Origin of the sequence: Dyella sp. OK004, assembly GCF_900114495.1 — a bacterium.
Lineage (GTDB): Bacteria > Pseudomonadota > Gammaproteobacteria > Xanthomonadales > Rhodanobacteraceae > Dyella_D.
The window spans coordinates 202837-216709 of record NZ_FOZI01000005.1; the positions used below are offsets into that span (position 1 = coordinate 202837).

The 13873-nt window shown below is 63.3% G+C and carries 11 protein-coding genes; 7 read left to right on the forward strand and 4 right to left on the reverse strand.

All coding sequences use genetic code 11. The annotated features are described in order from the left end of the window. Nucleotides 1–131 precede the first annotated feature (131 nt). Complete coding sequence (locus BM338_RS19205; protein WP_090453875.1) at nt 132–1298, reverse strand: XylR family transcriptional regulator; 1167 nt, start codon at nt 1296–1298, stop codon at nt 132–134. Nucleotides 1299–1477: 179 nt separating this feature from the next. Here BM338_RS19205 and xylA point away from each other — a divergent pair, with 179 nt between their 5' ends. From xylA to BM338_RS19230, 5 genes are all read left to right on the forward strand, one after another. Further along, a complete protein-coding gene (xylA, locus tag BM338_RS19210; protein WP_090453877.1) occupies nt 1478–2794 on the forward strand; it encodes a xylose isomerase in 1317 nt (438 codons plus the stop codon). 7 nt (nt 2795–2801) lie between these two features. Next, nucleotides 2802–4337, forward strand: a complete 1536-nt coding sequence (gene xylB, locus BM338_RS19215) for a xylulokinase (protein WP_090453880.1) — start codon at nt 2802–2804, stop codon at nt 4335–4337. Then, entirely contained in the window at nt 4334–5341 is a 1008-nt protein-coding gene (xylF, locus tag BM338_RS19220) for a D-xylose ABC transporter substrate-binding protein (RefSeq protein ID WP_090453882.1), read from the forward strand. The genes xylB and xylF overlap by 4 nt, the downstream gene beginning before the upstream one ends. A 9-nt stretch (nt 5342–5350) precedes the next feature. Beyond that, nucleotides 5351–6898, forward strand: a complete 1548-nt coding sequence (locus tag BM338_RS19225) for a xylose ABC transporter ATP-binding protein (RefSeq protein ID WP_090453884.1) — start codon at nt 5351–5353, stop codon at nt 6896–6898. Between the two features lie 177 nt (nt 6899–7075). Next, nucleotides 7076–8218 carry a sugar ABC transporter permease gene (locus BM338_RS19230; RefSeq protein ID WP_218156397.1) on the forward strand — a complete coding sequence of 381 codons (1143 nt, stop codon included), beginning with the start codon at nt 7076–7078 and terminating at the stop codon, nt 8216–8218. A gap of 30 nt (nt 8219–8248) precedes the next feature. Here the strand turns inward: BM338_RS19230 and BM338_RS19235 are convergent, their stop codons facing one another. Further along, nucleotides 8249–9643, reverse strand: coding sequence for a serine hydrolase domain-containing protein (locus BM338_RS19235; protein ID WP_177229418.1), 1395 nt, complete (start codon nt 9641–9643; stop codon nt 8249–8251). 34 nt (nt 9644–9677) lie between these two features. Then, nucleotides 9678–10454, reverse strand: coding sequence for an IclR family transcriptional regulator (locus BM338_RS19240; protein WP_090453890.1), 777 nt, complete (start codon nt 10452–10454; stop codon nt 9678–9680). A 214-nt stretch (nt 10455–10668) separates the two neighbouring features. Between BM338_RS19240 and fucP the strand changes: the two genes are divergently transcribed. Next, nucleotides 10669–11970: an L-fucose:H+ symporter permease gene (fucP, locus tag BM338_RS19245; protein WP_090453892.1), complete on the forward strand. Its 1302-nt coding sequence runs from the start codon at nt 10669–10671 to the stop codon at nt 11968–11970. A gap of 1 nt (nt 11971) precedes the next feature. Further along, nucleotides 11972–12325: an L-rhamnose mutarotase gene (locus BM338_RS19250; RefSeq protein ID WP_090453894.1), complete on the forward strand. Its 354-nt coding sequence runs from the start codon at nt 11972–11974 to the stop codon at nt 12323–12325. Nucleotides 12326–12717: 392 nt separating this feature from the next. Here the strand turns inward: BM338_RS19250 and BM338_RS19255 are convergent, their stop codons facing one another. Further along, nucleotides 12718–13860, reverse strand: coding sequence for an alpha-hydroxy acid oxidase (locus tag BM338_RS19255; protein ID WP_090453896.1), 1143 nt, complete (start codon nt 13858–13860; stop codon nt 12718–12720). Between the last annotated feature and the right edge of the window lie 13 nt (nt 13861–13873).

Sequence of the window (13873 nt, forward strand, 5' to 3'; positions counted from 1 at the left end):
AACCGACCGACAACGCCACTGGATGACCAGCTTCGCTGTTGAAGAGCTCCTCCGGCCTACGCCGGAATGACGGAGTAGGCAGGAGAGTCGCAAGACCGAACCCCCTTCCCGAAGGGATAGGGAGCAAAGCGCTAAGCGCGGGCCATCCCCAAAAACTGCCGCGGCGTGCAATTAAACTCCCGCCGAAACACCGCATACATATACTGCAACGACGTAAACCCACACCGCACCGCGACATCAGCCAGAGGAATCGAACTGTCCTTCAGCATCGCGCGCGCCATCTCCAGTTTGTGCTCCAAAATCGTCTGATGCACCGTCTGCTTCAACTCGCGCTTGAAATGCTCCTCAAGCAACGTGCGCGAAATCCCCACATAGTCCGCCACCTGCTCAGTCTTGATGCCCAGGCAGGCGTATTGCCGGATGTAATGCCGCGCACGCATCACATGCGGGCTGCGCATCGGCTGATGCAGGCTGCTGGCCTGCACGTTGATACCCACCGGCGGCACCAGCACGCGCGTGTTGGTGCAATCGCCACCGTGCAGCATCTGGTGCAACACCTGCGCGGCCATGCGGCCCATCTCTTCGGCGCCCTGCGTGACTGACGTCAGCGGGATGCGGCTGAGCAGCTGAGCCATCGGGTCGTTGTCGATGCCGACCACGGCGATCTGTTCGGGAACCGGCACATCGGCGACTACACAGGCCTGCAGCAATTGGCGTGCGCGGGCATCGGTAACGGCGATGACACCGATCGGCTTGGGCAGCGATTTCACCCACGCCGCCATATCCTCCTGCGCGCGGCCCCAGCCACCCGCGCTGGTGGGCGAGCCGCGGTAGACCATGCCTTCCAGGCCGTCCGCATCGATCATCTGCAGGAAGGCGGTTTCGCGTTCGTGCGCCCAGCGGTTGCCGGGTGAGGGCGGCAGGCCGTAGAAGGCGAAGCGCTGTAGACCCTGGGCGATCAGATGGTCGTAGGCGAGGCGCACCAGCTTGGTGTTGTCGGTAGCGACATACGGTGTGTTGGGCGGGTACTGGCTGTCGTCGGCGTAAGAGCCGCCCACCGCGACCACCGGCATGGGCAGATGGGTAAGCGTCTCAGCTACGGCGGGGTCGTCGAAGTCGGCGATGATGCCGTCGCCGCGCCAGTGCTGGATGCCCAGCGTGCGGCAGCGGAAATCCTCTTCCATGAAGAGGTCCCATTCGACGCGGGTAGATTTGAGGTATTGACCGATGCCGGAGATGACCTGGCGGTCATAGACCTTATTGGCGTTGAACAGCAGGGCGATGCGATGCGGCGACATGGGGCGTACCACTGGCTGTAACTAACGGCGGTTGCCGTGAAGTTCCGACGCTACCAGTTACGCAGGCATCAGGCATGACGCATCGCGACAGGGAAAAATAACCAAGGCGATGGCGGATTTCGCAATTGCGCCCCGATAGGCCCGACTGCAGCATCCAGGGCATTCAGGAGGCTTGTTTGATGACCTACTTCGATCACGTGGCGCCGATCCGCTACGCCGGCGCCGACGCTGCCGATTCCCTCGCATTCCGCCATTACGACCCATCCCGCCTGGTGCTTGGCAAGCGCATGGACGAGCATCTGCGCCTGGCGGTGTGTTATTGGCACAGCTTTGTGTGGCCGGGTGCGGACATGTTCGGCAGCGGCACCTTTCAGCGCCCCTGGCAAGAAGCTGGCGACCCCATGCGCCAGGCTCGGGTGAAGGCCGATGCGGCGTTTGATTTCTTTGCCCGCCTGGGTGCGCCTTTCTACACGTTCCACGACACCGACGTGGCACCGGAGGGCGACAACCTCGCCGATTACGCACGCAACTTCGCCACGATGGTGGATGTGCTGGAAGCCAAGCAAGCCGAGACCGGCATGAAGTTGCTGTGGGGTACGGCCAACCTGTTCAGCCATCCGCGCTACGCGGCTGGCGCGGCCAGCAACCCGCAACCGGAAGTATTTGCGTATGCGGCCAGCCAGGTGTTTCACGCGATGGGCGCGACCAAGCGGCTGGGCGGCGCCAACTATGTGTTGTGGGGCGGTCGCGAGGGTTACGACACCTTGCTCAATACCGATCTGAGCCGCGAACGCGCGCAGCTCGGCCGCTTCTTCCAGATGGTGGTGGAGCACAAACACCGCATCGGCTTCAACGGCACCTTGCTGATCGAGCCAAAGCCACAGGAGCCGACCAAGCACCAGTACGACTACGACAGCGCCACGGTGTACAGCTTCCTCAAGGAGTTTGGCCTGGAGAACGAGGTCAAGGTCAACCTGGAGGCGAACCACGCCACGCTGGCCGGGCATTCGTTCCATCACGAAGTGGCTACCGCGATCTCGCTGGGCATCTTCGGCAGCATCGACGCCAACCGCGGCGATCCGCAGAACGGCTGGGACACCGATCAGTTCCCGAACAGCGTGGAAGAGCTGACCCTGGTGACGTACGAGATCTTGCGCCACGGTGGTTTCACCACCGGCGGTTTCAATTTCGACACCAAGGTGCGCCGCCAGAGCAGCGATGCGGCGGATCTGTTCCACGGCCATATCGGCGCGATGGATGCGTTGGCGCTGGCACTGGATCGCGCCGCGGGCATGATCGAGCGCGATCTGCTGGCGGAGTTCAAGGCCGCGCGCTATGCCGGCTGGGATGGCGCGTTCGGCAAACAGATCCTGGATGGCGGCTTCAATCTGCAGACGCTGACGGAAGAGGCGGCCCGGCGCGATCTACGTCCGTCGCACATCTCCGGCCGGCAGGAATGGCTGGAGAATCTGGTCAACCGCTTTATCTACGGTTGAGCGGGTGATGTTCCTCGGCCTGGATCTGGGCACGTCGGCCGTCAAAGCGGTTTTGATCGATGAGGCAGGGAAGGTGCGGGCGATGGCTTCGCACCATCTCTCGCTATCGCATCCGCAACTGCGCTGGTCGGAGCAGGATCCGGCCGCATGGTGGGCGGCCGCGCTGTCTACCGTCGAGCAATTGCTCGCAGCCGCGGCGGCGGAAGGTATCTCGTCGCGACAAGTGGCGGCGATCGGTCTTAGCGGGCAGATGCACGGTGCGACCCTGCTGGACAGGAATGATCGAGTGCTGCGTCCGGCGATCCTGTGGAACGACGGGCGCAGCGATGCGCAGTGTCGCGAGCTGGAGCGCGTTCCCGGTTTCCGCGGCATCACCGGCAACCTCGCCATGCCGGGTTTCACTGCGCCCAAGCTGGCCTGGGTGCGTGAGCACGAACCGCGCATTTTCGATCAGGTCGCCAAGGTGCTGCTGCCCAAGGATTACCTGCGTCTCTGGCTCACCGGCGACTACGCCACCGATATGTCGGACGCGGCGGGCACGCTATGGCTGGATGTGCCGCGGCGCCGCTGGAGCCAGCCGATGCTCGATGCCTGTGGTCTGTCGGTGGAAAACATGCCGCGCCTGCATGAAGGTACCGAAGCGACCGGCCGGCTGCTGCCCGAACTTGCGGCGCGCTGGAATATGGACCGCGTGCCGGTGGCCGCCGGTGGCGGCGACAACGCGGCGGGTGCGGTCGGCGTCGGCATCATCGGTCATGGTCAGGCGATGCTTTCGCTGGGCACTTCGGGTGTGTATTTCGCGGTGTCGGACGGGTTTCTCTCGCGGCCGGAACAGGCTGTGCACAGTTTCTGTCATGCCGTACCAGGCACCTGGCATCTGATGTCGGTGATGCTCAATGCCGCCAGCTGTCTTGATTTCACCTCACGGTTGACCGGCCGCCCCAGTGTTGTCGCGATGCTGGCCGAAGCCGAGCGCAGTAGCGGTCGCGATGACGGCCCGGTGTTCCTGCCTTACCTCACCGGCGAGCGCACACCGCACAACGACGTGCATGCCTGCGGTGCATTCAGCGGACTGCGCGCGGATAGCAGCGCGGCCGATCTGGCGAACGCGACACTAGAAGGTGTGGGCCTTGGCCTGCTCGACGGTATTGAAGCGGTAGATGCCGCTGGCCTGCATGCGAATGACATCACGGTAATCGGTGGCGGTTCGCGCAGTGCGTACTGGACGCAGATGCTGGCCGACATCATCGGCCGGCCGCTGACCCTGCGCAGTGGCGGCGATGTGGGTGCTGCATTGGGCGCGGCACGGTCGGCGCGACTGGCGGCGGAACCGGGCGCGTCGCTCGCCGAAGTGTGCGCCATGCCACCGCTTGTTGCGGTGCGCGAGCCAAATCCCGCGCGGCATGCCTATTATCGCGAACGCCGCCAGCCGCTATTCCGCCAGCTGTACCGGCAACTGCAACCGCTGTACTCGGGAGCGAGCGGCCGTGACGGATCACCGGCCGGGCGCTCTGCCGCCAGTCACAATGAGGGAAGCTCATGAAGAATCTGTTCGCGCGGGCGCTGCTGCCGGCGCTGTTGCTGGCCGCGATGGTGCCGGCCGCACATGCCAGCAAGGACAAGCCGGTGATCGGCTTTTCGATCGACGACCTGCGCATTGAGCGCTGGGCGCGCGACCGCGACTACTTTGTCGCGGCCGCCGGCGCGCTGGGCGCCAAGGTCTATGTGCAGTCCGCCGATGCCAGCGAAGAACGGCAGGTGGCGCAGATCGAGAACCTGATCTCGCGCGGCGTCGACGTGCTGGTGATCGTGCCGTTCAACTCCAAGGTGCTGGGCAATGTGATCGCCGAGGCGAGGCGCAGCGGCATCAAGGTGGTGTCCTACGACCGCCTGATCCTGGGCGCCGATGTGGATGCGTATATCTCCTTCGACAACGAGAAGGTTGGCGAGCTGCAGGCGCAGGGTGTTTTGAACGCCGCGCCCAAGGGCAACTACTTTCTGCTTGGCGGCGCGCCCACCGATAACAACGCCAAGCTGATCCGCGAAGGCCAGATGAAGGTGCTGCAGCCGGTGATCGCCAACGGTGCGGTGAAGATCGTCGGCCAGCAGTGGACGCCGGAGTGGGATGCCTCCAAGGCGATGCGCATCGTGGAAGACGCGCTGACCGCCAACGGCAACAACATTCAGGGCGTGGTCGCTTCCAATGACGGCATCGCTGGCGGCGCGATCCAGGCGCTGGCCGCGCAGAAGCTGGCGGGCAAGGTGCCGGTGTCGGGTCAGGATGCCGACCTTGCCGGCGTGAAGCGCGTGGTGGCCGGTACGCAGGCGATGACCGTGTACAAGCCGATCAAGCTGCTGGCGGGGCAGGCGGCGCAGTTGTCGGTGTCGCTGGTGCGTGGCGACAAAGCGGGCTTCACCGGCAAGATGAATAACGGCAAGAAGGACGTGGACACCATCCTGCTCACGCCGACCCTGCTGACCAAGCAGAACGTCGATACCGTGATCACCGACGGTTTCTATACCCACGCCCAGATCTACGGCAAGTAAGGGCAGGGCATGGCGGCAGAGGGCGACTATCTGTTCGAGATGCGCGGCATCATCAAGGCATTTGCCGGCGTCAAAGCCCTGGATGGTATCGACCTGAAAGTGCGCGCTGGCGAGTGCGTGGGGCTGTGCGGCGAGAACGGCGCGGGCAAGTCCACCTTGATGAAGGTGCTTTCCGGCGTTTATCCGCACGGCAGCTGGGAAGGAGAGATTTTGTGGCGCGGCGAACCGCTGCGCGCACGCTCGGTGCGCGACAGCGAGCGCGCCGGCATCGTGATCATCCATCAGGAACTGATGCTGGTGCCCAAGCTCTCCGTGGCGGAGAACATTTTTCTCGGCCATGAGCTGACCCGACCCGGCGGACGCATGGACTACGACGCCATGTACGCCAAAGCCAGCGCTTTGCTGCAAGAACTCAAGCTCGACGATGTAAACGTGGCGCTGCCGGTGATGAATTACGGCGGCGGCCACCAGCAGCTGTTCGAGATTGCCAAGGCGCTGGCAAAGGACGCGAAGCTGCTGATCCTGGACGAGCCGACCTCGTCGCTGACCGCGCGCGAGACCGAGGTATTGCTCGGCATCGTGGAAGACCTCAAGCACCGCGGCGTGGCCTGCATCTACATCTCGCACAAGCTGGACGAGGTGGAGCGTGTCTGCGACACCGTGAGCGTGATCCGCGACGGCAAGCACATCGCCACACGGCCGATGGCCGAGCTGGACACCGACGCCATCATTGCCCTGATGGTGGGGCGCAAGCTGGAAAGCCTGTTTCCGAAAGTTGAGCACGCTATCGGCGAAGTGATCTTTGAGGCACGCCATGTCAGCTGCCTCGATCCGGTCAATCCTCAGCGCAAGCGCGTGGACGATGTGTCGTTCGAGCTGCGGCGTGGAGAGATTCTCGGCATTGCCGGCCTGGTGGGCGCAGGGCGCACCGAACTGGTCAGTGCAATCTTCGGTGCTTATGTGGGTAGAAGTTCGGCGGAGCTGGTGCTGGAAGGCAAGCCGCTGAAAGTCCGCTCGCCGGGCGAGGCAATTCGCGCCGGTCTATGTATGGTGCCGGAGGATCGCAAGCGGCATGGCATCGTGCCGATGCTCGGCGTGGGCGACAACATCACGCTGGCGACTTTGCAGCACTACGCGCGCGCCGGGCATATCGATCGGCAGCGCGAATTGCAGACGGTGGAAGCGCAGATCGGGCAGCGCAAGGTCAAGACCGCGAGCCCGGCACTGCCTATCGCCCGGTTGTCGGGCGGCAATCAGCAGAAGGCGGTGCTCGCCAAGATGCTGCTGGCGAATCCGAAGGTGCTGATTCTCGACGAGCCGACGCGCGGGGTAGATATCGGCGCCAAGGCGGAGATCTATCGCCTGATCTTCGAGCTGGCCGCGCAGGGCGTGTCGATCATCCTGGTGTCGTCCGAACTACCCGAAGTGCTGGGCCTGGCGGATCGCGTGCTGGTGATGGGCGAGGGGCGCCTTCGCGGCAACTTCCCCAACCAGGGCCTTACCCAAGAACAGGTGCTGGCTGCGGCGATCGACGCCGGCCCACGCGCCGCCGCCTGAATTCATGACACTCCGAATAATCGACCATCAAACTCGTCATCCCGGCGAAGGCCGGGATCCAGCGACTCTAAGTCTTTGAGGCGCAAAGGCACTGGATTCTGGCCTTCGCCGGAATGACGAGTAATGAGAGGTTATTCGAGGCTCCTTTCACTCGCTGAAAATAGTACGGAATCCGCGATGCAAGCCCAGCACATCCAACAACTGTTCGCGCGCTACAAGATCCTGGCCCTGTTGCTGGCAGTGGCGGCGATCTGGATCTTTTTCCATATCGCTACCGAAGGTGCCTTTGTCACGCCGCGTAATGTGTCCAACCTGCTGCGCCAGATGGCGATCACCGGCATGTTGGCATGCGGCATGGTGTTCGTGATCATCGCGGGCGAAATCGATCTGTCAGTCGGTTCGCTGCTCGGTCTGCTCGGTGGCGTGGTCGCGGTGCTCACCGTGAACCTGCAATGGTCCACACCAATGGCCATCGCGGCGGTACTGGCGTTGGGCGTATTGATCGGCCTGTTCAACGGCGTGTGGGTGACGCGCATGCGCGTGCCTTCCTTCATCGTGGGTCTGGGCGGCATGCTGGCGTTCCGTGGTGCATTGCTCGGTGTGACGCATAGCTCCACCATCTCGCCGGTGCCGGACGATCTGGTGTACCTGGGGCAGGGCTATGTCGCGCCGATGCTATCCAGTCTGCTGGGTATGGTGATCTTCGCAGTGCTGATTGCACTCACGGTGCTGCGTCGCCGCCGTCGCGCGGCATTGCAACTGCGTCAATTGCCGTGGTGGACCGATGTGCTGAAGCTGGCCCTGATCGGCGCGGCGCTGGCTGGTTTCATCGTCACGCTCAACCGCTACGGCGGCGTGCCGCTGCCGGTGATGATCCTGGTCGCGCTGCTGGCGGTGTTCACTTACCTTGGTACGCAGACGGTACTTGGCCGGCATATCTATGCCGTGGGCGGCAATCTGGAAGCGACACGCCTCTCTGGCGTGAACGTGGCGCGGGTGAAGTTGGTAGTGTTCGCCATCATGGGTCTGATGTGCGCCTTCGCCGGCATCATCAACACCGCGCGCCTCGCCGCCGGCTCGCCTTCCGCAGGCAGCAACGGCGAACTTGACGCCATCGCCGCCTGCTTTATCGGCGGTGCCTCTATGCGCGGTGGCGCGGGGACGGTGCATGGCGCGCTGATCGGCGCCCTAGTGATGGCTAGCCTCGACAACGGCATGTCGATGATGGATGTGGATACCTACTGGCAGTACATCGTGAAGGGCACGATTCTGGTGCTGGCGGTGTGGGTGGATGTGCTGTCGGGGTCGCAGCGGGATTGAGGGCTCCCGCCGGCCTCCGTCGAGGAAAGGTTATGGAAGTCGGGTTTCGTGCCGGGCGGGTGGCATGCCATCGGCATAGAAATCGAGTGCGGTGACGGCACCTCGGGTATCGCGAATAACCTTGATGTGGTCGGTTTTGTCGGACGGGAAAAAGAGTACGTCGTCCTTGGCTACAGCCAAGGCTCGCTTGGGACCGCCGTCGCGTTGTATGACCAAGTTTCCGTGTTCGATGGAAAGGATGTGCTTTGCATTTTCGGCAATGCGATAGGCGCCGCTCAGTCCCTGCAAATAGGCAGTGCTCGCCATGGCAGCATCCAGTTCGGCATAGGGTTTTCCGATGGCTAGCGCTCCCAGCCGGTGAGCGAGTGAGCGTGGGCTCGGTGAGCCGGCATCGGTGTTGGCGAGTACCACCACCGTGACATGCTGTGTCGGGAAATAGGTCAACTGGGATGCGAAACCGTCAATGCCGCCGTTGTGCTCGATGATGGATTCCCCGCGCACGGTTCCCAGCATCAGACCATATCCATAAGGCACCGGATCGCCGCGAGCCGTGGACTTCGGACTCGACATGGTCTGGTAGAGCCCTGCGGGCAGCGCGCGGTCAGTAGCGAGCGCGCGCATCCATCGAAAGAGATCGTCCGTGGTGGATACGAGCGCGCCGGCTGCGCCAGGGCCGCTGATCGTGACGTAAGGTGCCTGCGTGACCTTGCCAGATTCATTCTGGCTATAGCCCGACACGAGCCCCGGCACGATGGCGTCATCGGCATAGAACGCGGTGTGGTCCAGCCCGATTCGCGCCGTCAGCTGATCGTGGATAGCTTCGGCCCAGGGCTTTCCGGTGACTTTCTCCAGGACCGCGCCGAGCAGGATGTAGCCCGAGTTGCTGTAGGACCAGGCGGCGCCCGGTTCAAAGTCGGGGGCTTTCGCAGCAATCAGTTTTACCAGCGAGGGCGTGTCCAACGGCTTGCCCGGATCGGCATCCCAGTTGTCGCTGACGCCTGAGGTATGGCTCAGTAGCTGAGCGAGGGTGATGTGCCCGCCGTTAGGAAAGTCCGGCAGGTACTTCGATAGTGGATCGTCCAACGACAGTTGACGGGTCGCACTCAGTCGAACCATCGCTGCCGCCGTAAACGTCTTGGTGATGCTGCCAATACGAAATACGTGCTGCGGAGTGAGCGCGACATTCAGATCGAGGTTTGCCTTGCCGTAGGCACCGCGATAGATGACCTTATCGTCTTGCGCTACGAGCACGCTGGCCCCGGGAGCATCATTCCCGACACTGCTGCGAAGCATGGCATCCAGCTGGTGCGCCAGATCGTTCTTGTCCGCGGGATAGGCAAGGGCTTGCAGAGACAACGTGCAAAGCATGATGCAGGCGATCCGTTTTCTGCGCATCGATCTTTCCTTGTTGGTATGCCGATCCATGAGACGGCCGTGTACGTGGGGGAAGGCGGTTTGCCTATTCCTTCCGCACCGGCGCGCCATATTGCAACGCATCCGAGATATCGCTCGCCGCCTGCCGCAACTGTGCCTGCGTGTGCAGCATGGTGATCGACGAGGCGCGGCGCTCGATGAAGGGAATGGTGAGCGCACACACCGCATGGCCGTGCTCCATCACCGGGGCGGAGAGGTCGGTGACGCCGTCGACGATATGGCTGGGCGCGCTGGCGTAGCCGCGGGCGCGCACCTGCGCCACCAGCTTGAGAAGCTTCTTGCGGTCGAGGTCGGGCTCGTGGGTGGCGATCATGTCCAGCCACAGGTTGCGGATCTCGTCGCTCTGATAGGCCAGCAGCACATGGCCGGAGGTGGCCTGCGACATCGGGCGGCGATGGCCGACGCGCACCACCAGGCCGATTTCGCCGGGCGGATCGATGCGGGCGATCACCACGATCTGTTCGCGCGAGGGCACCACCAGATGGCAGGACTGTTCCACCAGGTCGGCGAGGCGATGCATCACCGGTAGCGCGGCTTCGACCGCGGTCTTGAGCTGCGGCTGCTCCATGCCGAGGCGGAACAGGCGCGGCGTGATCGAGTAACCGGTGTCACCTTCGCCGCGGGTGATGTAGTCGCGCTCTTCCAGCACCTGCAGCATGCGGAAGATCTCGCCGCGTGAGCGGCCCACGCCCTCGGACACTTCGGCAATCGTCAACGGTGTCGGCGAAGCGGCAAGGAGTTCGAGAATGTCCAGGCCTTTGTCCAGCGCCGGCGCGCGGTACTTGGGTGGTGTCTTGGGCATAACGCGATGGGATCCCCCGAGTGATGGTGAAGCTTGCCTCAACTGTGATGCACGTCGCCACGCAAAGGTTGCCGCGTGGATGGACGTCTGGACGTCGATGCTGCGATGCGACTTGTGCTACAAGTGAATATATTGTTCATATTTGCACATCGAGTCGAGTCTTGTCATTGGCCCCGCATGACGGGCGCCGCCTAGCGGGAGCAGCGATTTGGACATGCAACACAACGGCTGGGGTACCGAGCACCGGCCGGCGGCGACCGCGCAGGCCGCCCAGGTTTCTCGCCGTTCCATGCTTCCCCTGGTGCTGATCGTCAGCCTGTTTTTCCTGTGGGGCGTCGCCAACAATCTCAATGACGTATTGATCGCCCAGTTCAAGAAGGCCTTCGTGCTCAACGATTTCCGCGCTGGCCTGGTGCAGAGCGCGTTTTATCTGGGTTATTTCCTGGTAGCGATGCCGGCCGGCATGTATATGCGGCGCTTCGGCTACAAGAGCGCGGTGGTGTTCGGGTTGGCGCTGTATGGCATCGGCGCGCTGCTGTTCTGGCCGGCGGCGGAGCTGCGCACGTATGGCTTCTTCCTGTTCGCGCTGTTCGTGATCGCCAGTGGGCTGGCTTTCCTGGAAACCTCAGCCAATCCCTTCGTGACCTTGCTGGGGCCGCGCGAATCGGCGGCGCAGCGGTTGAATCTGGCCCAGGCTTTCAATCCGCTCGGCTCGATCACCGGCATTCTGATCGGCCAGCACTTTATCTTCTCCGGCATCGAACGTTCCCCCGACGAACTGTCCGCGATGAGCGCGGCAAGCCGCGCGACGTATCTCGCGCAGGAAACGGCCGCGGTGCAGTGGCCTTATCTGGTGATCGGGCTGGTGGTGCTGGGCTGGGGATTGCTGATCCTGCTCACGCGTTTCCCCGCCGTCCATGCAGTGGGCGAAGAGCCGGCGGCAGGCGAGGGTGCGTTGCGGAGACTGCTGCGCGACCGCCGCTTTACCTGGGCCATGCTGGCGCAGTTCTTCTATGTCGGCGCACAGGTCGGCGTGTGGAGCTACCTGATCCGCTATGTGCAGGCGAGCGTGCCGGGTACACCGGCCAAGGCCGCCGCGAACTTCCTTACCGCATCGCTGGTGTGTTTCATGGCGGGACGTTTCGCGGGCGGCGCCCTGATGAAGTATCTGGCGCCGCGCCGCCTGCTGGCTCTGTTCGCGGCGATCAATATCGCACTGACCGTGTTTGCCATCCTGATGCCGGGCTACGCGGGTGCATGCGCCCTGGTCGCATGCAGCTTCTTCATGTCGGTGATGTACCCCACCATCTTCGCGCTGGGCGTGGAAGGCCGCGGCGACGACGAACGCAAGCTCGGTTCCGCATTGCTGGTAATGACCATCATTGGCGGCGCAGTGCTCACCGCAGCGATGGGCGCGGTATCCGATGCGGGCGGCATTGCGAGAGCAATGGCGGTGCCGGCAGTGAGCTTTGTGGTGGTGCTGCTGTTCGCGCGCCGCCAGCAGGCGGGAGCCTGATATGCCGCGCCAGTATTTCGCCCTCGACCTGCGCGATGACGCGCTCGCCATAGCTGAATACGAACGCTGGCATCAGCCCAGTCAGATCTGGCCGGAGATCGTCGCCTCGATCCGCGCCGCCGGCATAAGCGATCTGGAAATCTTCCGTACCGGTAATCGCCTGGTGTTGGTGATGGATGTGCCCGACGGTTTCGATGGCGCGGCCAAACAGGCCGCCGATGCTGCCGATCCGCGTGTGCAAGCGTGGGAGGCGTTGATGAATACGTTTCAGCAGCGGCTGCCGTGGGCGAAGGCGGGGCAGAAGTGGGTGCCGATGGAGAGGGTTTTCTCTCTTGCCGAGTGCATTAGAGAGTAGCTGATAGGCGTCTTCGCTTTTGCTATGGCCTTGGCGCTGCTCTTGATCCCCAACGCCCCTATGTAGTGATGGGGGCTGGACGATTGGGCCCTGAAGAAACCCATCCCGACGCCTGACACTGGAAAAGGCGCAGCTACAGAGCACACCGCCTGCTCTCAGGCCATTTCTCTTTGGTTACTTTCTCTTTGGGCCAGCAAAGAGAAAGTGACTCGGACCGCGGCAGCGGTTCGAAAGCCCGCGGCAGGCGAGCCCGGTCGCGACAGCGCGACAATCGAAGCGACAACGCCACTGGATTCCGGCCTACGCCGGAATGACGAAGTAGGAGGGATTGGCGCGAGACCACCCCAAGATTCGACCTAAATCAGGCCGCGGCAAGAAAGCGCAAAGCGAGATCAGCGTCGCCAGATCACCTCAGGCGAAATCGCCCGCACGTCCGTCTGCCCCGTCAACGCCATACTCACACTCAACTCGCGCCGAATCATCTCGATCGCCTTCGTCACCCCAGCTTCCCCCATCGCCCCAAGCCCATAAAGAAACGCCTTGCCAATCAACCCGGCACGTGCGCCGCTGGCCAGCGCCTTGAGCAGATCCTGTCCACTGAGAATGCCGCCATCAAACAGCACCTCAAGGCGGTTGCCGACTTCCTGCACGATGGCGGGCAGCACATCGATGGTGGCGGGAGCGCCATCGAGCTGGCGACCGCCGTGGTTGGAGACGACGATGGCGTCGACACCGTGATCCGCGGCAAGGCGTGCGTCGCGCGGGTCCATGATGCCTTTGAGGACCAGCTTGCCGGGCCATAGCTCGCGGATCCAATCCAGATCTTTCCAGGTGATGGTGGGGTCGAACTGGCTGGCGATCCATTGGGCGAGCGTGGTGAGGCTGTCGGTGCCGCCGATGCGGCCTTGCAGGTTGCCGAACGAACGGCTCGGTGCGCGCAACACGCTCCACGCCCAGCGTGGTTTGCTGGCGATATCGAGCAGGTTGTGCAGAGTGAGTTTGGGCGGCACCGACAGACCGTTCTTGATCTCGCGGTGGCGTTGGCCCTGCACGGTGAGGTCGGCAGTAAGCATCAGCGCCGAGCATTCGGCCGCTTTGGCGCGGCCGATCAGTTCACGTGCGAAGCCGCGGTCTCGCATCACGTAGAGCTGGAACCAGAACGGTTTGTCGACGGCGGCGCGCACCTGCTCGATGGAGCAGATCGACACCGTGCTCAGGCAGAACGGAATACCGGCTGCCTCCGCCGCGCGTGCGCCGAGGATTTCACCGCTGCCGTGCTGCAATCCGGTAAGCCCGGTCGGTGCGATGGCGAGTGGCATCGACACCGGCTGGCCGACGATCTCCGTGGCGAGCGAACGCTGGTCGACGTCGATCATCACGCGCTGGCGCAGCTGGATGCGCTCGAAGGCGTGGCGGTTCTCGCGCAAGGTTACTTCGTCATAGGCGCCGCGGTCGGCGTATTCGAAGAACGCCCGCGGCACGCGGCGGCGGGCGAGTTCGCGCAGATCCAGCACGTTGGTGATCGGCGTGGCCATGGTGGTTCCTCAG